Annotated in this window: 23 protein-coding genes; 13 read left to right on the top strand and 10 right to left on the bottom strand. The window is 74.0% G+C overall.

Annotation, left to right across the window (positions count from 1 at the left end; all coding sequences use genetic code 11):
• Positions 1–124: 124 nt before the first annotated feature.
• The 4 genes from AD017_RS20095 to AD017_RS20080 all read left to right on the top strand — a co-directional run bounded on the left by AD017_RS20095 (position 125) and on the right by AD017_RS20080 (position 3,692).
• Complete coding sequence (locus AD017_RS20095; protein WP_060575117.1) at positions 125–1,057, top strand: CPBP family intramembrane glutamic endopeptidase; 933 nt, start codon at positions 125–127, stop codon at positions 1,055–1,057.
• 8 nt (positions 1,058–1,065) lie between these two features.
• Positions 1,066–2,295 carry a sensor histidine kinase gene (locus tag AD017_RS20090; RefSeq protein WP_168170454.1) on the top strand — a complete coding sequence of 410 codons (1,230 nt, stop codon included), beginning with the start codon at positions 1,066–1,068 and terminating at the stop codon, positions 2,293–2,295.
• On the top strand, positions 2,292–2,897 hold the full coding sequence (locus tag AD017_RS20085; RefSeq protein ID WP_060575116.1) for a response regulator transcription factor: 606 nt from the start codon (positions 2,292–2,294) through the stop codon (positions 2,895–2,897). The genes AD017_RS20090 and AD017_RS20085 overlap by 4 nt, the downstream gene beginning before the upstream one ends.
• Positions 2,898–2,981: 84 nt before the next feature.
• Positions 2,982–3,692 (top strand): ANTAR domain-containing protein, encoded by a 711-nt coding sequence (locus AD017_RS20080; protein ID WP_060575115.1) that lies wholly within the window; start codon positions 2,982–2,984, stop codon positions 3,690–3,692.
• 89 nt (positions 3,693–3,781) lie between these two features.
• On the opposite strand, the gene AD017_RS20075 is transcribed toward AD017_RS20080, so the two are convergent.
• Complete coding sequence (locus tag AD017_RS20075; protein WP_145982544.1) at positions 3,782–4,765, bottom strand: ferritin-like domain-containing protein; 984 nt, start codon at positions 4,763–4,765, stop codon at positions 3,782–3,784.
• A gap of 349 nt (positions 4,766–5,114) precedes the next feature.
• On the opposite strand from AD017_RS20075, the gene AD017_RS20070 reads away from it, so the two are divergent.
• The gene (locus tag AD017_RS20070) at positions 5,115–5,897 is read left to right on the top strand and encodes a hypothetical protein (protein ID WP_010228130.1); all 783 of its coding nucleotides are present in this window, start codon (positions 5,115–5,117) and stop codon (positions 5,895–5,897) included.
• Positions 5,898–5,966: 69 nt separating this feature from the next.
• On the top strand, positions 5,967–6,641 hold the full coding sequence (locus AD017_RS20065) for a class F sortase (RefSeq protein WP_060575114.1): 675 nt from the start codon (positions 5,967–5,969) through the stop codon (positions 6,639–6,641).
• 34 nt (positions 6,642–6,675) lie between these two features.
• Here AD017_RS20065 and AD017_RS20060 read toward each other — a convergent pair whose 3' ends face one another.
• On the bottom strand, positions 6,676–7,032 hold the full coding sequence (locus AD017_RS20060) for a VOC family protein (RefSeq protein WP_060575113.1): 357 nt from the start codon (positions 7,030–7,032) through the stop codon (positions 6,676–6,678).
• 71 nt (positions 7,033–7,103) lie between these two features.
• Between AD017_RS20060 and AD017_RS20055 the strand changes: the two genes are divergently transcribed.
• A complete protein-coding gene (locus tag AD017_RS20055; RefSeq protein WP_060575112.1) occupies positions 7,104–8,054 on the top strand; it encodes a phosphotransferase in 951 nt (316 codons plus the stop codon).
• A 27-nt stretch (positions 8,055–8,081) separates the two neighbouring features.
• On the opposite strand, the gene AD017_RS20050 is transcribed toward AD017_RS20055, so the two are convergent.
• The 3 genes from AD017_RS20050 to AD017_RS20040 form a co-directional block, all read right to left on the bottom strand.
• On the bottom strand, positions 8,082–8,690 hold the full coding sequence (locus AD017_RS20050) for a DedA family protein (RefSeq protein WP_060575111.1): 609 nt from the start codon (positions 8,688–8,690) through the stop codon (positions 8,082–8,084).
• A gap of 47 nt (positions 8,691–8,737) precedes the next feature.
• A complete protein-coding gene (locus tag AD017_RS20045; protein WP_060575110.1) occupies positions 8,738–9,781 on the bottom strand; it encodes an NAD(P)-dependent alcohol dehydrogenase in 1,044 nt (347 codons plus the stop codon).
• An 88-nt stretch (positions 9,782–9,869) separates the two neighbouring features.
• Positions 9,870–10,325 carry a hypothetical protein gene (locus AD017_RS20040; protein WP_145982543.1) on the bottom strand — a complete coding sequence of 152 codons (456 nt, stop codon included), beginning with the start codon at positions 10,323–10,325 and terminating at the stop codon, positions 9,870–9,872.
• A gap of 99 nt (positions 10,326–10,424) precedes the next feature.
• On the opposite strand from AD017_RS20040, the gene AD017_RS20035 reads away from it, so the two are divergent.
• Entirely contained in the window at positions 10,425–10,751 is a 327-nt protein-coding gene (locus AD017_RS20035) for a DUF4180 domain-containing protein (protein WP_060575108.1), read from the top strand.
• Complete coding sequence (locus tag AD017_RS20030) at positions 10,748–11,824, top strand: winged helix DNA-binding domain-containing protein (protein WP_060575107.1); 1,077 nt, start codon at positions 10,748–10,750, stop codon at positions 11,822–11,824. Before AD017_RS20035 ends, AD017_RS20030 begins: the two co-directional genes overlap by 4 nt.
• A 1-nt stretch (position 11,825) precedes the next feature.
• Here AD017_RS20030 and nhaA read toward each other — a convergent pair whose 3' ends face one another.
• The gene (nhaA, locus tag AD017_RS20025) at positions 11,826–13,166 is read right to left on the bottom strand and encodes a Na+/H+ antiporter NhaA (RefSeq protein WP_010228141.1); all 1,341 of its coding nucleotides are present in this window, start codon (positions 13,164–13,166) and stop codon (positions 11,826–11,828) included.
• A 50-nt stretch (positions 13,167–13,216) separates the two neighbouring features.
• Here nhaA and AD017_RS20020 point away from each other — a divergent pair, with 50 nt between their 5' ends.
• Positions 13,217–13,744, top strand: coding sequence for a DsbA family protein (locus AD017_RS20020; RefSeq protein WP_010228142.1), 528 nt, complete (start codon positions 13,217–13,219; stop codon positions 13,742–13,744).
• Here the strand turns inward: AD017_RS20020 and AD017_RS20015 are convergent.
• Positions 13,741–14,604: a universal stress protein gene (locus AD017_RS20015; protein ID WP_010228143.1), complete on the bottom strand. Its 864-nt coding sequence runs from the start codon at positions 14,602–14,604 to the stop codon at positions 13,741–13,743. The two genes, AD017_RS20020 and AD017_RS20015, sit on opposite strands and share 4 nt — an antisense overlap.
• A 194-nt stretch (positions 14,605–14,798) precedes the next feature.
• Here AD017_RS20015 and AD017_RS20010 point away from each other — a divergent pair, with 194 nt between their 5' ends.
• On the top strand, positions 14,799–16,247 hold the full coding sequence (locus AD017_RS20010) for an NAD(P)/FAD-dependent oxidoreductase (RefSeq protein ID WP_010228144.1): 1,449 nt from the start codon (positions 14,799–14,801) through the stop codon (positions 16,245–16,247).
• 81 nt (positions 16,248–16,328) lie between these two features.
• On the opposite strand, the gene AD017_RS20005 is transcribed toward AD017_RS20010, so the two are convergent.
• The 3 genes from AD017_RS20005 to AD017_RS19995 all read right to left on the bottom strand — a co-directional run bounded on the left by AD017_RS20005 (position 16,329) and on the right by AD017_RS19995 (position 18,600).
• A complete protein-coding gene (locus AD017_RS20005; protein WP_010228145.1) occupies positions 16,329–16,619 on the bottom strand; it encodes a hypothetical protein in 291 nt (96 codons plus the stop codon).
• A 339-nt stretch (positions 16,620–16,958) separates the two neighbouring features.
• A complete protein-coding gene (locus AD017_RS20000; protein ID WP_060575106.1) occupies positions 16,959–17,714 on the bottom strand; it encodes an SDR family NAD(P)-dependent oxidoreductase in 756 nt (251 codons plus the stop codon).
• Positions 17,715–17,721: 7 nt separating this feature from the next.
• Complete coding sequence (locus tag AD017_RS19995) at positions 17,722–18,600, bottom strand: LysR family transcriptional regulator (RefSeq protein WP_060575105.1); 879 nt, start codon at positions 18,598–18,600, stop codon at positions 17,722–17,724.
• A 152-nt stretch (positions 18,601–18,752) separates the two neighbouring features.
• On the opposite strand from AD017_RS19995, the gene AD017_RS19990 reads away from it, so the two are divergent.
• Positions 18,753–20,069 (top strand): MFS transporter, encoded by a 1,317-nt coding sequence (locus AD017_RS19990; RefSeq protein WP_050802427.1) that lies wholly within the window; start codon positions 18,753–18,755, stop codon positions 20,067–20,069.
• Entirely contained in the window at positions 20,066–21,529 is a 1,464-nt protein-coding gene (locus AD017_RS19985; protein WP_082398827.1) for an AMP-binding protein, read from the top strand. The genes AD017_RS19990 and AD017_RS19985 overlap by 4 nt, the downstream gene beginning before the upstream one ends.
• Positions 21,530–21,541: the final 12 nt, after the last annotated feature.

Here is a 21,541-nt window from a genome sequence, read left to right as displayed (position 1 = left end):
CATCCCGTGGGCCGGCGCCCGCGGCCCTGCCCGACGCGGCGCGGCGGCCCCACCGCCGGGGTGGGACCGGTCGTCGCACCGACGGGGCCCCACGCCACCCGGCGCCGACCGGCCCCCGCCCGGAGTGGAGTACCACCGGGTGCTGGCCGGGGAGAAGCGTCGTATCGGGCGCGGGGTCCTCGCGATCGTGCTCCTGCTCGCCGGCCTGGTCGTCTTCCCGACCGTCATCGGTCGGGCTGCGGCGATCATCGACGTCCGGCTGGGCAACACCCCGCCGATCCTGCCCGGCGGTACCGACTACACACCCCTCTACAACGCCGCCAGCATGTTCTCGCTGGCCCTGCTGATCCCCTGGAGCATGTGCATCCAGCGATGGCTCTACGGAGTACGCGGCGCCTCGCTGCACTCGGTGGTGTCCCGCTTCCGGTTCGACGTGTTCGGACGGGCACTGCTGGTCTTCGGCCCGGTACTGGTGTTCGTCCACGTGATCGGTGTGCTGTTCACACCGGCTCAGGAGACCGGCTGGTCACAGGGCGATCTGGTCGGTGTCCTGCTGGGGGTCCTGCTGCTCACGCCGCTGCAGGCCGCCGGGGAGGAGTACGGCGTGCGCGGGCTGATGTTCCGGGTCCTCGGGAGCTGGGCACGCGGTGCCCGAGCCGGGCTCGTCGTCGGGGTCCTGGTCTCCGCCGTGCTGTTCACCGCGCTGCACGGTTCGAGCGATCCGTACATCATCCTCTGGTACCTGGTGTGGTGGTCCGGGCTGGCCCTGATCACATGGCGCACCGGTGGGCTCGAGGTCGCGGTCGTGGTCGTGGTGCACGCACTGATCAACACGGTGAGTCTGGCCATGGCACCCCTCATGCGTGCCGATCTCGCCGCCGAGCTGGGTGACCGGTCGGCCGGAGCTGTGAACGCCTACCAGCTGGTACCGACGCTCACGGTCGTGGCGATCACCGCAGCCGTGTGGTGGTGCACCCGCCACAGCGGCCCTGCCCGGGCCCCCGGTCCTCGCCCGATCGGCTCGTCGACCCCGCCGGGACCGGTGCCTGCGAGATGATGTGGGCCATGGACGACCGCCCCCTCCCGGCGGCGCACAAGTTCGAGACCTTCGTGCGCTGGTCGACCTACAGCGCGGTCGCGCTGCCCGTCGCGACGTTCCTCGGCAGCGCCCTGGTGGTGCGTGGCCCGATCGCCGCGGAACCGCTGCTCCAAGCCGGCGTCCTCACCGTCGCGCTCGTGCTGGCCGCCGGCAACGTCGTCGTGGCCCGGTGGAGCATCGACACCGTCACCGCGGCCCGGCGGCGGCCGGCCCGGCGCGAGCTCGCGGTCGCTGTGGGGTGGTTGACGACCCTGGCGGTCTTCGTCGTCGTGACCCCGCTGGCCCCGTTGCCGGGAATGCAGCTCACGGTCGTGGCAGGGATCGCCTCGGCCGCCGCGAGCGTCGTCCCCGCACTCGGGGCGGGCCGCACGGTGCTGCTCAACGCGGCCATCGTGGTGGTCACCATCCTCGTCGTCGGGTTCGCGGACATCCCTGCGCTGATCGCGGGCCTGGTCGTGCTCAGCTGGGCGTTGTGGGCCTGCTGGTCGAACGCCTGGATGCTGCGTGTCCTGAGGGAGCTGCAGGCCGCCCACGCCGACCGCGCCGCACTCGCACTGGCCGAGCAGCGGCTGGGGATCTCCCGCGATCTGCACGACGTCCTCGGGCGGACCCTGGCCACCATCGCGGTGAAGAGCGCTCTGGCCGGCGAGCTCCTCGCCCGCGAGCGCGCCGAGCGGGCCGGGCAGGAGCTCGCTGCCATCCGCGGCATCGCCGAGGAGGCGGGCACCACCGTGCGCCGCGTCGTGCGCGGCGAGCACCACACCAGCTGGGACGACGAGATCGCCGGGGCACGGTCGCTGCTCGCCTCCGCCGGCATCGCCTGCACCGTCGCCGGCGTCCCGGTCCCTCCCGAGTGCACGCAGGCCTTCGGTCTGGTGGTCCGCGAAGCCGTCACCAACCTGCTGCGCCACTCCCAGGCCACCCAGGTCACGATCAGCACCACCCGCGGCGACGGGACGCTGCAGCTCACCGTCACCAACGACGGCGTCACCGCCCGCCGCACCGACGGGACCGGGAGTGGCCTGACCGCCCTGTCAGACCGGCTCGGCGCGCTCGGTGGCCGGCTCGGCTCGCGAGTCGACGGTGGCTGGTTCGTCCTCGATGCCACCGTCCCTGCCCCCGACCACCGGCCCGTCGCCCACACGTCTCCCGCCTCGAACGCCGACCGTGCTGCATCGGAGGAGGAGCCCGCATGACGCGCCTGCTCGTCGCCGACGACGAACACCTCATCCGCGACGCCATCATCGGGCTCCTCGACCTCGAGGACGACTTCGACATCGTGGGCCGCGCGGCCTCCGGAGACGAGGCACTGGCCACCGCGCTGGCGCTCCGGCCCGACATCGCGATGCTCGACCTGCAGCTGCCCGGCCCCGACGGCATCGAGGTGGCACGCCGCCTCGCCACGCAGCTGCCGCAGTGCCGCTGCATCATCGTGACCTCGCACGCCCGGCCCGGATATCTGAAGGCCGCGCTGGCCGCCGGCGTGTGCGGGTTCCTGCCCAAGACCACGTCCTCGCACACACTCGCCGAGGTCGTACGCACGGTCGCCGGTGGGGGGCGCTACGTCGATCCGGAGCTGGCCGCCGAGGCGATCAGCGCCGGCGACTCCCCGCTGACCCCGCGCGAGTCCGACGTCCTCGCCCTGGCCCGCGACGGGGCACCCATCGACGAGATCGCCCGGAGGGTGTCGCTGTCACCGGGCACCGTCCGCAACCACCTCGCCGCGGTCATCACCAAACTCGGGACCACCAACCGGCACGAGGCCGTCCAGGCCGCCGCCCGCCGCGGCTGGATCTAGAGGGACCACCACACCCTGACCGGTTCCGACGATCCTCAGGAGGCGGACAGAACCGGACACCCCGGGTCGACCGAAGAACCTGCAATGGAGCCTGCGAGCAGCCACGACGTCGCCGTGGCCGCGGTCGCCCTGGCCGGGACGGACGCGCGGGACCCTTCCCACGCGCTCGTCGAACTGGCCGGGTCCGCCGCCCCGATCCTCGGCGTCACGGCGGGTGCGGCGCTCATCTCGGACGGCGCGGTCCACGGTGTCGCCTCGGCCGGCTCGGATCGGGCACGTGCGGTGGTCTCAGTGGGGTTCGGCCAGGGCCCCGGAGGAGAGTGCGCCCGCAGCGGGCGACCGGTCCTGTGCGACGACCTGCCCCGCGAGCGGCCCCGGTGGCTTGCGTTCGTCGCGAAGGCGGCCGCGGCCGGCGTCACCGGCGCGTGGGCGGTCCCGATCCACCACACACCCGGCACCACGCTCGGAGCGCTGCTCCTGCTCGGACACCGTCGGACGACGCCGGACCTCCACACCGCAGAGCTTCTCGCCGGTGCGGTGGCATCCGCCCTCACCCACGCGCACGAACTCGACAGCGTCGACCGGGAACGGCGCCAGCTCCGCTCCGCCCTGCGGAGCAGGATCCCGATCGAGCAGGCCAAGGGCGCCCTCGCGGCGCAGGCCGGTGTCGACGTCGACACGGCCTTCCAGCTCATGCGCACCCACGCGCGGCGCCACGGGCTCTCGCTGACGGACGTCGCCGCGGCCGTCATGAGCCGCGAGATCGACCCGGCGCTGCTCACCGCCGATCAGTAGGTTCCGCCCCTCCGTGCCGCACAGAGGTGAGCGCCGCCGTCCGGGCAGGTCCGGGACGGCGGCGCTCACGTGACGTGGTGCCGGGCGCGTCAGCCGTTGGCGTCGCTGGTATTGACCTCGCCGTTCACACCGGCCGGGAAGAAGCCGCCGGAGCCGACCGCGTCCGGGTTGAGGTAGGCGATGTTGAGCACCTGGCCCGGGGTCCGGGAGAAGGCGATGGAGTTCTCGTCGGCCGGCACGATGTTGGCGCTGCCGTTGCGGTCCACGATGCCCTGGTCGAGATCGGACGGCCCGTCGAGCGAGTCGCGGGCGTCGGAGATCTTCCCGACCGCGTCGGCGGCGCCGCCCTGGAGGAGCAGGGTGCGGACCAGGCCGGCGTGGTAGGCCTCGACGGCGAGGATGCCGGCCGCCGCCTCCAGGAAGGTCTTGTTCGACACCAGCGGCGCGGCGCCCTTGTAGGCGGTCACGCCGACGTCCTCGAAGATGAAGGCGCCGAGCAGGAAGCTCGTCTCGTCCTTGAACGGGTCGAACGTCTCGCCCGGCCCGATCACTCCCGCCGCCGTCGCCGCCGCGGTGAAGGCGTCCTGGAGGTCGATCTCCGGGCGGGCGACCTTCGCATCGCCGAGCGCGGTGCGCAGGAAGTCGACGTGCGCCTTCTCGTCCTGCGCGATCTCCTCGGCGTACTGGCGGCCGATCTTGGTCTCGAACGGGACCTTGTACCCGCCGGTGACCCGGCCGAGCTCGCCCCGGCCGTCGACCTGGGAGTCGGCGAGTCCCTCGCCGGTCACCGCGCGCAGGTAGAACTCCGCCTCGAGGTACTCGAGGTTGAGGGCGAAGTTGAGCACGGCGGCGTCCGACACAGCGGACTCGTCCTCGCTGCCCCTGCCAGCGAGGATGCCGTCGAGGAGCCCGCCTTCACCGGCGGAGGCGACGCCGCTGCCGAGGACGCCCAGGCCGGCCACTCCGGCGCCGGTCAGGCCGGCTGCGCGGAGGAAGCGCCGGCGGTCCATGCCGTTCTCGGCGCTGCGATCGATCGAGTCGTGCAGGAACTTCTTGGTGAAACCGTGGAACACGAGGTCTCCTCGTGCCGGCCCGACGGGGAGGGCGACCGGGTCCGGGGTCGCCGCGAGGTGGTCGGGCGGGGAGCAGGTGCCGGAACAGCACCCTCGATCGCCACAACGACGCGCCGTGGCACCGGGTTACGCCCGATCCGATCCTCTCGACGCCGCACACGATGCCCGCCGGAACACCCCGAGCGTCGTCACTCTCCGCACAACTCGCCACTCTCCGTATTACTCGCCAGGTTCGTGGAAATCGTCCGAACCGGGCACGGGCCCGATGTCGAAGAACGAGGGAAAGGTCGCGGGAACCGCCCGTGGACCGGTGCCGGAGGAGAATCCGATGTTGCGTTCCGTTCGACGCTTGGCGACCTTGACCGCCATCGGGGTGGTCGCCGCGGCGGCGACCGTGGTGGGTGCCGGCGCGGCTTCCGCGCAGGAGCAGCCGCCGCCGATCGCGATGATCTCGAACCTGACCGGCAAGTCCACCTCGGTGAAGCTCGACAGCGGCTTCACCGGCGCGCTGGAGTCGCTCGGCGTCACCCCGGCCCCGTTCGGCGACGCCTCGATCGCCGACGGCTCCGCGTCGTTCCCGATCACCGGCGGCAACGTCTCGGTCTACAAGCCCGAGGAGGTGCTGCCCTACGTCCAGGGGCGCATCGAGCACCAGGGCAGCGGCCTGACCCTGACCAAGGGCGACACCGAGGTCACGCTGGACAACTTCGTGATCGACCCGGGCGACCCGGCCGTCCTGACCGGCCGGGTCCGCGCCGGCGGCCAGACCGTCGCCGAGTCGACCACGCTGTTCGACCTCAACGGCTCGACCCTGAAGCCGATCACGATGGACGAGGCCGCGGGCACCGCGACGCTGACCGGCACCACCGTCACCCTGAACTCCGGCGCCGCCGAGGCGCTGAACGGCGCCTTCTCGACCGACGCGCTGAAGGGCGGCACCGTCATCGGCATCGCGACGATCGTGGTGAACACGACGAGCGGTGAGATGCCGATGCCGCAGGGTGGCGTGGAGACCGGTGGGGGCAGCACGTCCGGCACCGACACCGGCCTGCTCGCGGCCGGCGCGGTGCTCCTGGCCGGGTCCGCGACCATCGCGGTCGCGGTCCGGCGCCGGTCCGGCTCGCAGGGCTGACCTACCCGGAAGTCCGGTGCCCCGGCAGCCGGGGCACCGGACTCCCCGTCCCGACCGATCGGAGCCGTCATGTCTCCCGCACCGTCACGGCGCCGCCCGACCGCCCTGCTCGTCGCGGCCGTGCTCGCCGTCGCGGGGGCCGTACTGGTCGTCGTGGCCGCGCTCGGTGGTGGTCCGCCCGCCCCGGCGGCCGAGACCGGTCCGTTGGACACCGGTGCCGTCGGCGCCGTCGGTACCGTCCCGGCCGACGCCCGGCCGGCCGGTGCGGTCCTCCCACCGTCCCCTCCGGCGTCGATCTCGATCCCGGCGATCGGCGTGGAGTCCGTGGTCAACGAGGTCGGCCTCGCCCCGGACGGCACCCTCGAGGTGCCACAGCCAGGACCGCTGTACGACCAGGCAGCCTGGTATCGCGGTTCCGCAGCGCCGGGTTTCCGCGGCCCGTCCGTCATTCTCGGACACGTCGACTCGGCCGCGGAGGGTCCGTCGGTCTTCTACGATCTGGGACGGATCAAGCCCGGTCAGGAAATCGTCGTGAAACGCGACGACGGAATTGCCGCCACATTCCGGGTCGACGACGTCCGGTCGTTCCCGAAGGACGCTTTTCCGTCACAGAGCGTGTACGGCGCGACCGACCGTGCCGAGCTCCGGCTGATCACCTGCAGCGGCTCGTTCGCCGAGGACACCGGCAGCTACCGGGACAACACGATCGTCTTCGCGCACCTGGTCGGCAGCGCGGGCCCGTGACCCCGGACGCGCGGTCCGGCAGCGGCAGGAGCCGTCAGTCGTTCCGTGGCTCCAGCAGGCAGAACTCGTGGCCGTCCGGATCCCTGAGGACGATCCACTCCGCGTCCGGCGACTGCCCGACGTCCACCCGCTCCGCCCCGCGCTCGACCAGGCGCTGCGCCGTCGCGCCCTGGTCCTCCGCATAGAGGTCCAGGTGGAGCCGGTTCTTCTCCGCCTTCGGCTCGGCGGTGAGCACGAAGAAGAGGCCGGTCCCGGTCCCGTCCGGCGAGCGGACCTCGACGCCCGCCGAGGACTCCGAGACGACGTCCCACCCCACGGTCTCCGCCCACCACCGCGCGGACGCGGAGGGGTCGCCGACCTCGATGGTCAGTACCTCCCAGGTCACCTTCACGCCGGGCCACGCTACCGGTGCACATCGGACGGCGCCGCGAGCGACGACGCCGACGATGGAACGATCACCCCGTGACCGACTTCGCGACCGCGGACGACCTCGCCCGCCGCACCTCCGCCGCCGTCGACGCCGCCGTCGGAGCGGGCCGCGGGCTGGGGCTCGCCGTCGACGGTGCGACGGTGCTGCACGACCTGTTCTCCGTCGTCGTCCGGCTGGATCCCGCACCGGTCGTCGTCCGTGTCCCCGTCGTGCTGCCGGACCCGGCGGACCTCGGGGCCGTGGCGCGCCGGCAGCGCTCGGAGCTGGGGGTGACGGCGTGGCTCGACGCGCAGGGTGTCCCGGTGATCCCGCCGAGCCCGCTCGTCCCGCGCGAACCGGTGCAGCGTGGTGGGTTCTCGATGACGTTCTGGCAGTTCGTCGAGGAGGAGCGCGGCGGCGAGCCGGACTACGTCGCGAACGCGGAGAGCGTCCCGGCCCTGCACGCCGCGATGCGCGACTACCCGGAGCCGCTGTCGTTCCTGTCCGCTGCCGAGCCGTGGTTCGTCACCGAGGCGCTCGACCGGCTCGGCAGCCGTCCCGATCTCCTGCCGGCCGCCGACCTGGAGCGGGCGCGCCGGGAGTGGGCCGTCCTGGAGCCGGCGGTCGGCTCGCGGGCGGTGTTCGAGGAGCGGTTCCCCGGGACCGGGCTGCAGCCGATCCACGGCGACTGCCCGCCCGCCAACGTGTTCGCCGGCGTCGAGGGGATGCGGTACGCCGACTTCGAGCTGGTGACCCTCGGTCCGGTCGAGTGGGACATGGCCGCACTCGGACCGGCCCTCGAGGAGGCCTACGACCGGGGCGCGCACCGCTCCGGCGTCCGCACGCTGGACCGCGACGTGCTGGCGTTCGTGAACGCCGTGGGCATGCTGCGGGCGCTCACGACGCTCGCGCTGGTACCGCAGCTGCCGGTGCTGGCCGAGTACCTCGCCCCCGCCGTCGACCAGTGGCGGGCGACGCCGTTCGCCGGCGGATCGCCGTCCTGAGGGCGGGCACGGGAACGACACCTCGGACTACCGGCGACCCCGCACCATCCGGACGGCGGTCCAGGCCGCCGCGGCCACGAGCAGCCCCAGCAGCGCCCACGCCACGATCTCCTGCACCGACACGATCCGCGCCGCCGCCTCCGACCCCGCGGCCAGCAGCGTGCCGAGCGTGAACGTCGCCGACGACCACGCCGCCGCCACCGGCACGCTGACCAGCAGGAACCGCGGGTACGCCAGGACGTGTCCGGCCAGCCGGGGCACCAGCGTCCTGGCCACGGCGAACCACTGTCCGACCGCGACGGCCACCGCGGGCCGGGACTCGGCGAGCCGGAGGACCCGGCGGGCGGGTGGCGGGACCCGGGCGTCGTCGTGCAGCGGCCGGACGCCCGCCCGGCGGGCCCGCCAGTAGCCGAGGCTGGGGCCCGCGACCGACGCGGTCACGGCGGCGACGGCCGCGGCGGGCAGTGGCACCGTGCCGGTACCGGCCAGCACGCCGAGCCCGACGGTCACGCTGATCCCGGGGAGCACCACGCCGACGAGCAGCCCCGCCTCGGCGACCAGGACGAGCGCCGCCACCAGTAGCACCCCGGAGCCGAGCGTCCCGGCGACGGCGGACAGGGCGTCCGGGACGGTCACGGCGCCGACCCTATCGACGCGCGTGCTGCTCCCCGACGGGCCGGTGGTCAGGAGTGCGGGACGACGACCGCGCGGGCCGTCAGCTCCCCCGATTCCAGCTTCCGGTACGCCTCCAGGGCGTCGTCCAGCGAGTACCGCTCGACGTCCGGCACGATCTGGCCGCGGCGGTACATCGCGACGACGTCGTGCAGGTCCTCGACCGTGCCCCAGTAGGTGTTGGTGATCGTCGACTCGTAGGGCGTCGAGAAGAAGTTCCACTCGGTGGTGCCGCCGGCGATCCCGACGACGGTGAGCCGGCCACCGACCGCCATCGACGCCTGCGCGAGCTTCAGCGTGGTGGTGGCGCCGACCAGGTCGAACGCGGCGTCGACCCCGCGACCGCCGGTGATCTCGCGGATCCGCTCGGCCTGACCGTCCCCACCCGGGACGACGACGGCGCCGCGCTCCGCGGCCCGGGCCATCGCGTCGGGCTTCGTGTCGGTCGCGATCACGGTGGCGCCGGTGAGCGCGGTGAGGATCTGCACGGCGATCTGCCCCAGCCCGCCCAGGCCGATGACCAGCGCGAACGTCCCACCGCCCGCGAGCTGCGGCAGCGCGCCGCGGATCGCGTGGTACGGGGTGAGCGCGGCGTCGGCGAGCGGCGCGGCCGCGATCGGGTCGGCGTCGCCGAGCGGGACGAGGTTGCGCGCGGGCACGGTCACGTACTCGGCCATGCCGCCGTCGCGGCCGAGGCCGATCGCGGCGTACGGGTTGGTCGCGGCGTTCTCGCAGTAGGTGTCCTGCCCCTTCGAGCACATCCGGCAGGTCCCGCACCCGATCGGCCCGTAGACGAGGTACGCGGCGCCCTCGGTCACGCCGGAGACCCCGGGCCCGATCCGCTCCACCCAGCCCGACGTCTCGTGACCGAGCACGAAGGGCGGCTGCTGCGAGCCGGGGGCGCCCTCGACGAACTCGCGGTAGACGGAGACGTCGGAGTGGCACGCGCCGGCTCCCGCGACCTTCAGCAGGACCTCGCCCGGCCCCGGCTCCGGCGTCGCGACCTCGGCCAGGACCGGGAACGTCTGGAACTTCTCGAACACGACGGCGCGCACGGTGGCACCTCTCCTCGTTGCAGGACCCGCATTGGTTGTGCTCTCAACGATATGCCGGTCGTGCCTGCGCCGCCCTGTGATCCGCGAGCTACTCCGGACCGGCGACGGCGCGGGGCCGGCGACGACGACGGACCGCACCGGCGACGAGCACGCCGACCGCCACCAGTGCCAGGATCCCCGCCAGCGGAAGGACGATCATGATCGCGAGCCCGCCGCCGATGTTCGCGCCGATCGTCGCGGCCGTCACGACCCGCCACGACAGGCCGGCCAGCACCCCGGCGACGACGAACAGCGCCGCGGCCCCCGGCACGGCCGGGCCGGTCTCCCGCCGCCGTCGCACGATCGCGACGAGCAGCACGCCGAGCAGCACCAGCACGGCGATCCCCGCGACGTGCCCGGCGACCGGCGGGAGGGGTGGCGGCGGTGCGACGATCCGGTCGTCGGGGAACGCCCCGGCGCTGCTCCGGTCGCCGACCAGGTACCAGGTGGCGCCCGCCGCGGCGATGCCGGCGGCGAGCACGGTCGCGGTGTCGCGCAGTGTCATGACCTCCACCGTGGACGCGCGCCTCCGTGGCCGCCTCCGTGGTTCCACGGACGCCGCAACCCCGTTGCCGCAGAGCTGCGGACCTGCTGTGCTCCCATCATGACCACGGTCCTGACCCTGCCCGCCGACGGCCCGGTGATCGCCTCCGAGGCCGACGCGATCGACGTCCTCGGCGACGCGTTCGGGCACGGCGCGGACCTGGTCGCCGTCCCGGTGGAGCGTCTCGACCCGGAGTTCTTCCGGCTCCGCAGCGGGCTCGCCGGTGCGATCACGCAGAAGTTCGCGCAGTACGGCGTCCGGCTCGCCGTGGTCGGCGACGTGTCCCGGTGGACGGCCGAGCCGGGCCCGGTCGCGGACTGGGTCCGGGAGTCGAACGAGGGACGCCATCTGCGGTTCGTCGGCGACGTGGCCGAGCTCGGCGCGTGACCGTCCTGGACCGGCGGGCGCTGAACCGGGCCACGCTGGCCCGCCAGCACCTGCTGGACCGGCGGCCGCCCGGGACCGGCGCGGCCGGGGTCGTGGCGCACCTGGGCGGGATGCAGGCCCAGGAACCCGGCGCCCCCTACACGGGGCTGTGGTCGCGCATCGCGGCGTTCGACCCGGTCCCGGCGTCGGCGGCACTGACCGGGCGGGCACTCGTCCGCACGCTGCTGATGCGCCGCACGGTGCACCTGGTCACCGCCGCCGACTGCCTGGCACACCGGGCACTGCACCAGCCGATGATCACCCAGCGGACCTGGGGCGCCCGGAAGGCGGAACTGCCCGGGGTGACGCCGGAGACGCTCGCCGCGGCCGTCCGGCCGTGCTTCGCCGAGGCCCCGCGCACCGGCGGCGAGGTCGCGCGGATGGTGGCGGACCGGTTCCCCGGAGCCGGTCACGCGGCGCTCGCCGACGCCGCCGTCTCCGTGGTCCCGCTGGTGCAGGTCCCGCCGCGCGGCACCTGGGACGGCGCCGGCCCGGCCCGGCTGACCACGGTGGACGCCTGGCTGGGCCGCGAGCCCGATCCGGAACCGCGCGCCGAGGAGCTGGTGCGGCGGTACCTGGCCGCGTTCGGACCGGCGGCGAGCGCCGACCTGCGCGCCTGGTGCGGGCTGACCGGGCTGCCCGCCGTCGTCGCACGGGTGAAGCCTGGCCTGCGGACCTTCCGCGACGAGCGCGGACGCGAGCTGCTCGACCTCCCCGACGCCCCGCTGCCCGATCCGGACACCCCCGCACCACCGCGGTTCCTGCCCGCCTTCGACAACGCCGTCCTCGGGTTCGACGACCGCAGCCGGATCATCGACGACGAGCACCGCGGCCTCAGCGTCACCGGCGCCCGGTTCGTGCTGGTCGACGGCCGGGTCGCCGCCACCTGGACCCCGGTGGGCGACACCGGCCTGTCGGTACGGCCGTTGCGGGCGCTGACCCGGGCCGAGAACGACGACGTGCTGGAGGAGGGCGAGCGGCTGCGGGCCTTCCTCACCGCCGGTGCGGACGGCGACGTCCGGGTCGGCCGGTAGGTCAGTCGACCGGGCGCCAGGGCCGCGGCGGCAGGGTCGGCAACCCGCTCGGCGAGCACTGCCCGCCCCGCTCCCCCGCCAGCCGGAACACCAGCCACCCCGCGACCGCGGCCAGCACCGACCCGGTCAGGATGCCGATCTTCGCCTCGGCGATCAGCAGCTCGTCGTCGAGGGCCAGCTCGGTGACGAACAGCGCCACCGTGAAGCCGATCCCGGACAGCGCCGACCCGCCGAGCAGCTGCCCCCAGCGCAGGGTGTCGGGGACCTTCCCGATCCCGGTGCGCAGCACCAGCCAGGTGCCCGCCGCGACGCCGATCGGCTTGCCGACCACCAGTCCCAGCACGATCCCCCAGGTCAGCAGGGACCCGGCGGCCGCGGACAGCGTCTCGGCGTCGAGCACCACCCCGGCGTTGGCGAGCACGAACAACGGGACGATCACGTAGCTGCTCCACGGCTGGATCCGCAGCTGCAGCCGCTCGTTCGGCGACACCGCGCCGACCGCGGCGATCCGCGCCGTCCGGGCCCGCTCGGGCGTCGGGTCGAGCAGGAAGTTCTTGCCGACGGCCATCGCGTCGGCCATGTCCTCGCGGCGCGGCGCGTAGGCGTTGACCAGCAACCCGAGCGCGACGCCGACGACGCTCGGGTGCACCCCGGACCGCAGCACCGCCAGCCAGCACAGCACCCCGACGACGGCGTAGAACGGCGTCCGCCAGAAGCGCACGTAGCGCAGGGCGAGCAGCCCCACCAGGAGCACGACCGCCACCAGCAGGGCGAGCACGTCGACCTCGTCGGTGTAGAACAGCGCGATCGCGGCCACCGCGCCGATGTCGTCGACGATCGCCAGCGCCAGCAGGAAGACCCGCAGCTGGTCCGGGCAGCGCGGCCCCAGCAGCGCGAGCACGCCGAGCATCACCGCGGTGTCGGTCGAGATCGCGATGCCCCAGGCGTTCGCGGCCTCGCTGCCGGAGTTGAGGGCGAGGAACACCAGCGCGGGGACGACGAGCCCGCCGACCGCGGCGGCCGCCGGCGCGGCGATCGCGCGGAACCCGCGCAGCTCCCCGAGCGTCGTCTCGCGGGCGATCTCCAGGCCGACGGACAGGAAGAACAGCACCATCAGGCCGTCGTTGACCCAGTGCCGCAGGTCGAGATCGAGCCCCGTGCCGCCGAGCTGCACGGCGAGCGAGGTGTGCCAGAAGCTCTCGTACCCGTCGCCGAGGTTGGCCCAGACCAGGGCGGCCACCGCGGCCCCGACCAGCAGCACCGCCGATCCCGACTCCGTGCCGAGGAACCGTCGTGCCGCGTCGGAGAGATCCCCGCGCTCGACCAGGGTGGTGACCGCCATGCGAGGATCCTGCCGTCCGCCGGGTGGCGAGGGAACGCGGAGGTCCGTCCATGAGCAGGCTCGACCCGCCCCTCGGACCGTACGACCACGTGCTGGGCCCGCCGGACGCCGAGCTCACGCTGGTCGAGTACGGCGACTACGAGTGCCCCTACTGCCGCGACGCCGCCCCGGTGATCGACGAGGTCCGCGCCCGGTTCGGTGACCGGCTGCGGTTCGCGTTCCGGCACTTCCCGCTGCACGAGGTGCACCCGCACGCGCTCGCCGCGGCGGTGGCCGCCGAGATGGCGGGGTTGGAGGGCCGGTTCTGGGAGATGCACGCCTCGCTGTTCGCCCCCGGCCCGCCACGGCTGCGCCAGGACGACCTGCGCGAGCACGCCGCCGCGATCGGCGTACCGCCGGAGCGGGTCGTCTGGCCGGCGACGCAGGTCGTCGAGGACCGGGTCGAGGCCGGGTTCAACGCGGCGGTGCGCAGCGGCGTCCGCGGCACCCCGACGCTCTACGTCCGCGGCGAGCGCTACCGCGGTGACGTCACCGTCGCCGCGCTCACCGCCGCGCTGGACCCGGTCGTCAGCTCCTAGCCGTCGTCCCGGGCCGACGGGCCGACCAGCATCACCGGACAGGCCGCGCGCTGGATCAGCGACAGCCCGGTCGAGCCGAGCAGCAGGCCGGTGAACCCGCCCCGCCCCCGGGTGGCGACGACGACCAGTCGCGCGCCCTCGCTGCGGTCGGCCAGCGCGCGTCCCGGCTCGGAGCGCTCGATCACGCGCTCGACGGGGACGTCCGGGTAGCGCTCCGACCACCCGGCGAGCCGTTCGGCCAGCGACCGCTCCTCGGCGTCGCGCAACCGGTCGAACGCGCCCGCCGCGCGCAGGGCCGGGGACCGGCCGTCGTGCCAGGCGTAGAGGGCGGTGAGGCCGGTGCCGTGCGCGGAGGCTGCGGCGAAGGCGTGCTCCAGGGCCGACGCGGACAGCGGGCCGCCGTCCACCCCGACGACCACCGGGCCGTCGGCGCCGGTGTTCCCGCGGACCACGACCAGCGGGCACGACGCGTGCGAGGCGACCGTCAGTGTCACTGAGCCGAGTGCGCTGCCGACCGCACCCCGCCCGGCCGACCCGAGCACCAGCAGCGACGCCGTCCGCGACTCCTCGACGAGCGCCGCGCCCGGCGCACCGCGGTCCTCCCGGGCCGTCACCGTCACCCCGGGCGCCGTCTCGGTCGCCACGGCGCGGGCCGCCCCGAGGATCTCCTCGGCCTCGACCCGCATCCGCTCCTCGACGTCGTCGAGCAGGGGTGCGACGGCCGCGTCCGCGTAGAGCCCCGCGACGTCGAACGCGTGCACCAGCAGCAGGTCCGCGTGCCGGTCCGCGGCCTCCCGCGCGGCCCACCGGACGGCGTCCAGGGCCGAGTCCGATCCGTCCACACCGACGACGACACCCATCGTTCCGCTCCGTTCCCGACCGGCTCACCCGAACCGGCCGCTCGTCTCCACCCTGCTCCCGCCCGGGCGGCGGGCGCAGCGGTCAGCAGGGTGAAAACGGACACGGCCGGGCGACGGCGGCCCGCAGGGGCCGGTACGGGCACCCGGGGTCCGCCCATCCGCGGCTACGGTGATCGCGGCGACAGGGAGGTCCCATGCACGCACCGAGCGTTCTCATCGTCGGCGCCGGGTTCGGCGGCATCGCCGCCGCGATCGAGCTGCGCGCCCACGGCATCCGCGACGTGTCGATCGTGGACGCCGCGCCCGGGCTCGGCGGCACGTGGCTGCACAACACCTACCCGGGTGCGGCCTGCGACGTGCCGAGCCACCTCTACTCGTTCTCGTTCGCGCAGCGCAGCGACTGGTCACGGCTGTGCTCCCCGCAGCCGGAGATCCTCGCCTACCTGCAGGACGTGGCGAAGGAGTTCGGCGTCGACGACCTCATCGAGACCGGCACCCGGATCGTCTCGGCGGACCGGCCGGACGCCGACGGGCCGTGGACGGTCGTCGCCGAGGGCGGCCGCACGTGGACGGTCGACGTGCTGATCGTCGCGACCGGCCAGCTCAACACCCCGGTCACCCCCGGCATCCCCGGCAAGGACTCGTTCGCCGGGCACACCTTCCACTCGGCACGCTGGGACCACGACCACGACCTGCGGGGCCGCCGCGTCGCCGTCATCGGGACGGGGGCCAGCGCGGTGCAGTTCGTGCCGGCGATCGCGCCCGAGGTCGGGCACATGACCGTCTTCCAGCGGTCCGGGAACTGGTTCCTGCCGCGCCGCAACCGGCGCTTCCCCGCCTGGTGGCAGGGCGCGATCCGGCGGATCCCCGCGCTGCGGCGCTGGCGGCGGCGGTTCATCACCGAGTACTGCGAGTCGCTGACGCTGATGATCCGGCACCCGTCGACCTGGGGCCGGCTCGGCAGGCTCTACTCGACGCTGTTCATGCGGATGCAGCTGCGCGACCCGGAGGTCCGGCGCAGGGCGTGGCCGGACTACACGTTCGGCTGCAAGCGGATCCTGTTCAGCTCGCACTGGCTGCCCGCGCTGCAGCGGGACAACGTCACGCTCGAGACGGAGCGGGTCACCGAGATCGTCCCCGAGGGCGTCCGCACCGGCGACGGGCGGCTGCACGAGGTCGACACGATCATCTGGGGCACCGGGTTCGCGGCCACCGACTTCATGTTCCCGATGGAGATCACCGGCCCCGGTGGACGGTCCATGACCGACGAGTGGGCCGACGGCGCCCACGCCTACCTGGGGATGACCGTGCCCGGGTTCCCGTCGCTGTTCGTCCTCTACGGACCGAACACGAACACCTCGGGCGGCTCCATCGTCCGCTACCTGGAGCACCAGGCCCGGTACGTGCGCGAGGCGCTGCAGGAGGCCGCACGCCGCGGGTCGAGCGGGGTCGAGGTGCGGGCCGACGTCGAGCGCGCCTACGACGAGGAGATCCAGGCCCGGTTCGGCGGTACGGCCTGGCTGCGGTGCGACTCCTGGTACCGCGACGACTCGGGCCGGATCGTCACCAACTGGCCCGGCTACATGCGGGACTACGACGCGCGCACGAAGCGGGTCGAGCCGGCCGACTACGTCTTCCACTGACCGGTCCCGACACGGATCCGCCCCGCGCCCCGTGGCGGCGGGGTGCGGGGCGGAACGCGTGCCGGTACTCCGACCGGCGGGTCAGTCGCAGCTGGTCGGGTTCCCCTTGTTCTGCGCGGCGCCTCCGCCGAGGATGCCGAGCACGTTGCCGACCGCGGCGTTGACGCCCGGGCAGACGTTGGCGTTGTTGAGGACGTTGACGTCGTCGAGGTTCACCAGGCCGAACTGGTCGCCCCGGGTGTTGCCGACGTCCTGGACGAACGAGTCGCCGTCGCCGTCCCACTCGTCGGCCGGTGCGGCCGACGCCAGCGGGCTGAACGCGACGAGTGTCGCGACGACTGCGGCGCCGGTGACCGCGAGTTTCCTGCGCATGATCTTTCTCCCCGATCGTGTCCGGTGGGACGGACGTGCCGTGTGAGCACCATCGGGACGCCTGTGCGTCACGACATTGCGGACGGTAGGCAGCCGGTCGCAGCCGGAGATACGGCTGCGACCCGGTCGAGTGATGAGTGGGTCGGTGACACCGAAAGAGTGGGTGTGAGTCGCCACGGACCGCGTTTCCCAGGACACCCGACACGGTGCGTCTCGGTGCCGCAGCCCCCGATCGCCCAGGGTCACCGTTCCGGCGCTCCGGGGCGCGGAGCGCACCACCCGGCGGGGTGATGTGGTGACCGGCGTGTCGCGACGTCCGGCGTGTCGGGCCGGCCGGGCTCAGAACACCGAGTAGCCGCCGTCGACGACCATCTCGTCGCCGGTGTGGAAGGTCTGGGCCGGGTCGGCGAGGTAGGCGCCCACGCGCTCGAACTCGTCCGGCTCGGCCCAGCGCCGCACCGGCGTCCGCGCGGTGGTGGCGGCGCGGAACCGGTCGTCGTCGTGGGCGGGGGCGGCCAGCGCGGTCCGCGTCCAGCCCGGGACGACGGCGTTAACCCGCACCCGGTGCCGCGCCAGCTCGACGGCGAGCGTGCGGGAGAGCCCGAGCATGCCGGTCTTGCTGGCGGCGTAGGCGGCCTGGCCGCGGGCGCCGTAGCGGGACACCATGGACGACACCAGGATCATCGAGCCGCCGGTGCCCTGTTCGACGAACCGCCGGGCACCCTCACGGCAGGTGAGGAACGCGCCGTCCAGGTTGGTCGCGGTGACCCGGCGCCAGTCCTCCAGCGTGGTGTCGGTGATCGGCCGCGCGTCGGTGGTCCCGGCGTTCGCGACGACGCAGCCGAGCGGCCCGCCGCGCTCCACCGTCTCCGCCATCGCCCGCCCGACCGACGCTTCGTCGGCGACGTCGCAGGTGACGGCGCGGGCGATCGCGCCGATCCCCTGCAATCCGTCGACGGCCGCCGCCGACTTCGCGGTGTCCCGGGCCCAGATCGTGATGGATCCGCCGGCCCGCGCGATACCGGTGGCCAGCGCCAGGCCGATGCCCCCGTTCCCTCCGGTGACGACGGCGTGCAGTCCGGTCAGGTCGGTCATGTGCCGATCATGCACGAACTCCCGCCGCGTCGAGCAGCGCCGGGAGCACCGGGTTCGACCCCTCCCGCTTCCACGCCAGCGCCAGCGCCACCAGCGGCGGGTCCGCCAGCTCGACCAGCACCACCCCGGGCGTGCGCAGGTCGGCGGTGGCGTCGAGGGCGAGACCCACGCCCACGCCGGCGCCGACCAGCGACAGCAGGGTGTGCGTCTCCGGCGCCTCCTGCTCGATCCGGGGCATGAACCCGGCCCGCAGGCAGGCCGCGTCGACGGCGGTGCGCATCAGCGCCATCCGCGCCGACGGGTAGGCGACGAACCGCTCGTGGGCCAGCTCGGCGAGGTCCAGCACGTCCCGCCCGGCCAGCGGATGCTCGTCGGGCAGTGCCGCCATCAGCCGCTGGCGGGCCAGCTCGTGGACGACGAGGCCCTCGTCGTCCACGGGGGTGCGGATCAGTGCGGCGTCGATCCGGTCGGCGCGCAGGTCTTCGGCCAGCTCCCCGGAGAACCGGCCGGTGGACAGCGCCAGCCGGGCGAGCGGGTGACGCTCGCGGAACCGGCGGGCGGTCGCGTACAGCCACCGGTTGGAGCTGGGCCCGGCGAACCCGAGCCGCACCGTGCCGGTGCCGCCGTCGGCGGCCTGCCGGGCCGCGGTCACGGCCTCCCCCGCGGCGGCGATGGCGCGGCGCGCGAGCGGGAGGAACGCCTCGCCCGCGGGGGTGAGCGCGACGGCCCGGGTGTGCCGGTCGAACAGCGCCGTACCGACCTCGCGTTCCAGGCGGCGGATCTGCTGGGACAGCGGTGGCCCGGACACCTGCAGCCGGGCGGCGGCCCGGCCGAAGTGCAGCTCCTCGGCGACCACCACGAACGACTCCAGCTGGCGCAGCTCCATCGGTACACCATGTCGGTCCGACGACAGAATGGGAACCCAGAAAGTCCCGACGACGACCGAATGACGTTCTACGGTTGCGTCGCGGTGATCGCGGCCGGTGTGGCCCGCGGCACCGGCCCAGGGTGCAGCATCCCAGTGCAAGGGGGCACGCGATGAGCACGAGCACACCGGCCATGCGCCGGAAGGCGGGGATCGCCTCGTTCGTCGGTACGACCATCGAGTGGTACGACTTCTACATCTACGGCACCGCCGCGGCGCTGGTGCTCGGACCGCTGTTCTTCCCGAACGCCTCGCCGGCCGCCGGGGTGCTGGCGTCGTTCGCGACGTTCTGGGTCGGCTTCCTCGCGCGGCCGATCGGCGGGATCGTCTTCGGCCACCTCGGTGACCGGCTCGGCCGCAAGAACGCGCTGGTGGCGACACTGCTGCTGATGGGCGTCTCGACCCTCGCGATCGGCCTGCTCCCGACCTACGCCTCGATCGGAGTGATGGCGCCGGTGCTGCTCGTCGTGGCCCGGCTGGTGCAGGGCCTCGCCGTCGGCGGCGAGTGGGGCGGGGCGGTGCTGATCGCCTCGGAGCACGCGTCGAAGGGCAAACGGATCCTCTACGGCGCGTTCGCCCAGCAGGGCAGCCCGGCCGGGCAGATGCTCGCCACCGGGTCGTTCGCGCTGGCCGCGATGCTGCCGGAGGAGGCGTTCCTGTCCTGGGGCTGGCGGGTGCCGTTCCTGGTGTCGGCGGCGCTGGTCGTCGTCGGGCTGGTGATCCGGCTGCGGATCGAGGAGAGCCCGGAGCTCGTCGCGCTGCGCTCCACCGGGCGGACGTCGCGGTTCCCGCTCGCCGACCTGTTCCGGGAGCGGGCCGGGATGGTCGTCGTCGCCGTCGGGGCGTGCGCGCTGGTCGCCGCGGCCGCCTACTTCAAGAACACGTTCGCGCTGGCGTGGGCCGTCAACGACCTCGGGTTCGACCGTCAGGTGTTCCTCAACGTCGTGCTGATCAGCTCGTTCGTGCAGTTCTGCACGCAGCCGCTCGGTGCGTTCATGGCGACCTGGTGGAACCCGCGCAAGGTCGTGACCGTGCTGCTGCTGATCGAGCTCCCGCTGTTCCCGCTGATGTTCGCGCTGATCTCCACCGGGAACTTCGCGCTCGCCGCGCTCGGCATGGCCCTCGCGACCCTGCCGCACACCATGTACTACGCGATCCTGGCCGGGATGCTGGCCGAGGCGTTCCCGGCGCGGATGCGCTACACCGCGATCTCGCTGTCCTACGCGCTCGCCGGGACGCTGTTCGGCGGGACCGCACCGCTGATCGGGCAGTCGCTGCTCGCCGTGACCGGGTCGATCGTGCCGGTCGTCGTCTACTCGCTGGTCATCGTGCTGGTCTCGCTGTTCGCCGCGCGCTTCGTGCTGGCCCGCGGGCCGGTCCCGGACGAGGTGCCCGCGGGCGTCACCACCACCACGGAGAGGACGTCGTGACACCGCTGTTCCCCGAACCCGTGATCGCCGCCGGGTCGACGCCGCTGGCCGCCCGGCTGCGCGAGCTCGTCGCCGCCGCGCCGGACGCGCCGCTGGCCTCCGACGGCGACACGGTGCTGACCCGGTCGGAGTTCGACGCCCGCACGAACCGGCTGGCCCGCGCCTTCGCCGAGCGCGGCGTCACCCGCGGCGACCTGGTGTCGATCGCGCTGCCGAACACCGTGCGGCACCTGGAGTGCTCGGTCGCGGCGTGGAAGCTCGGCGCGGTGCCCCAGCCGCTGTCCGCGGCGCTGCCCGACGCCGAGCGCGACGCGGTGCTCGCGGTCGGGCGGCCCGCGCTCGTCGTCGACGCGGCGTCCGGGATCACCGGCGACGGCCACGACGACGGCCCGCTGCCCGACGTCGTCGGGCCGTCCTGGAAGGCGCCGACCTCGGGCGGCTCGACCGGGCGGCCGAAGCTGATCGTCGCCGGTCAGGCAGCTTGCGTCGAGCAGGCGCTGGCCCGGGTCGACGGGCTGCGGATCGACCGCGACGGCGTCATGCTCTGCACCGCGCCGCTGCACCACAACGCGCCCTACATGTTCGCGCTGATGGCGTTGCTGCAGGGCCACCACGTCGTGCTGATGCAGCGGTTCGACGCGGCCCGCACCCTGGAGCTGGTCGGCGAGCACGGCGTGACCTGGCTCTACGTCGTCCCGACGATGATGGGCCGGATGCTGCGCCTGCCGCCGGAGCACTGGGACGACGCCGACCTCGGCAGCCTGCGCACCGTGCTGCACGTGGGCGCGCCCTGCCCGCCGGAGGTCAAGCGCGGTTGGCTGGAGCGGGTCGGCCCGGAGACCGTGATCGAGCTCTACTCCGGCACCGAGTCCCAGGCCGGCACCCTGATCGACGGCCGCGAGTGGCTGGCGCACCCCGGCTCCGTCGGGCGGGTCACCCGTGGCGAGATGAAGGTCTGCGACGACGACGGCCGCGAGCTCGGCCCCGGCGCGACGGGCGAGATCTGGATGCGCTCCGGCGGGACGCCGACGTACCACTACCTCGGTGCGACCCCGCGCGAGCGGGACGGCTGGGAGTCGCTGGGCGACATGGGGGCCCTCGACGCCGACGGCTACCTGTACCTCGCCGACCGGCGCTCGGACATGATCCTCGTCGGGGGCGCCAACGTGTACCCGGCCGAGGTGGAGGCGGCGCTCGTCGCGCACCCGGACGTGCGGGACGCCGTCGTCGTCGGGCTGCCCGACGACGACTACGGCCGGATCGTGCACGCGATCGTCCAGCCTGCGGCCGGGGCCCGTCCCGGCCTGGAGGACCGGCTGCGGGAGCACTGCGCGCAGCGGCTCGGCCGCGCCAAGAACCCGCGCGGGTACGAGCTCGTCGACCATCCGCTGCGCGACGACGCCGGGAAGGTCCGCCGCTCGGAGCTCGCCGCGGCGCGCAGGAGCCCGCTCGCGGGGTAGGTGCGCGATGAT

Source organism: Pseudonocardia sp. EC080619-01 (assembly GCF_001420995.1).
Lineage (GTDB): Bacteria > Actinomycetota > Actinomycetes > Mycobacteriales > Pseudonocardiaceae > Pseudonocardia.
This window is presented reverse-complemented; position numbering and strand designations above follow the sequence as displayed.

Excerpts from the sequence above, each read along its gene's own strand:
- AD017_RS20090 (WP_168170454.1), top strand. The coding sequence starts at position 1,066 with ATGGACGACCGCCCCCTCCCGGCGGCGCACAAGTTCGAGACCTTCGTG.
- AD017_RS20085 (WP_060575116.1), top strand. The coding sequence starts at position 2,292 with ATGACGCGCCTGCTCGTCGCCGACGACGAACACCTCATCCGCGACGCC.
- AD017_RS20080 (WP_060575115.1), top strand. The coding sequence starts at position 2,982 with ATGGAGCCTGCGAGCAGCCACGACGTCGCCGTGGCCGCGGTCGCCCTG.
- AD017_RS20065 (WP_060575114.1), top strand. The coding sequence starts at position 5,967 with ATGTCTCCCGCACCGTCACGGCGCCGCCCGACCGCCCTGCTCGTCGCG.
- AD017_RS20040 (WP_145982543.1), bottom strand. The coding sequence starts at position 10,325 with ATGACACTGCGCGACACCGCGACCGTGCTCGCCGCCGGCATCGCCGCG.
- AD017_RS20035 (WP_060575108.1), top strand. The coding sequence starts at position 10,425 with ATGACCACGGTCCTGACCCTGCCCGCCGACGGCCCGGTGATCGCCTCC.
- nhaA (WP_010228141.1), bottom strand. The coding sequence starts at position 13,166 with ATGGCGGTCACCACCCTGGTCGAGCGCGGGGATCTCTCCGACGCGGCA.
- AD017_RS20020 (WP_010228142.1), top strand. The coding sequence starts at position 13,217 with ATGAGCAGGCTCGACCCGCCCCTCGGACCGTACGACCACGTGCTGGGC.
- AD017_RS20015 (WP_010228143.1), bottom strand. The coding sequence starts at position 14,604 with ATGGGTGTCGTCGTCGGTGTGGACGGATCGGACTCGGCCCTGGACGCC.
- AD017_RS20010 (WP_010228144.1), top strand. The coding sequence starts at position 14,799 with ATGCACGCACCGAGCGTTCTCATCGTCGGCGCCGGGTTCGGCGGCATC.
- AD017_RS20005 (WP_010228145.1), bottom strand. The coding sequence starts at position 16,619 with ATGCGCAGGAAACTCGCGGTCACCGGCGCCGCAGTCGTCGCGACACTC.
- AD017_RS20000 (WP_060575106.1), bottom strand. The coding sequence starts at position 17,714 with ATGACCGACCTGACCGGACTGCACGCCGTCGTCACCGGAGGGAACGGG.
- AD017_RS19995 (WP_060575105.1), bottom strand. The coding sequence starts at position 18,600 with ATGGAGCTGCGCCAGCTGGAGTCGTTCGTGGTGGTCGCCGAGGAGCTG.
- AD017_RS19990 (WP_050802427.1), top strand. The coding sequence starts at position 18,753 with ATGAGCACGAGCACACCGGCCATGCGCCGGAAGGCGGGGATCGCCTCG.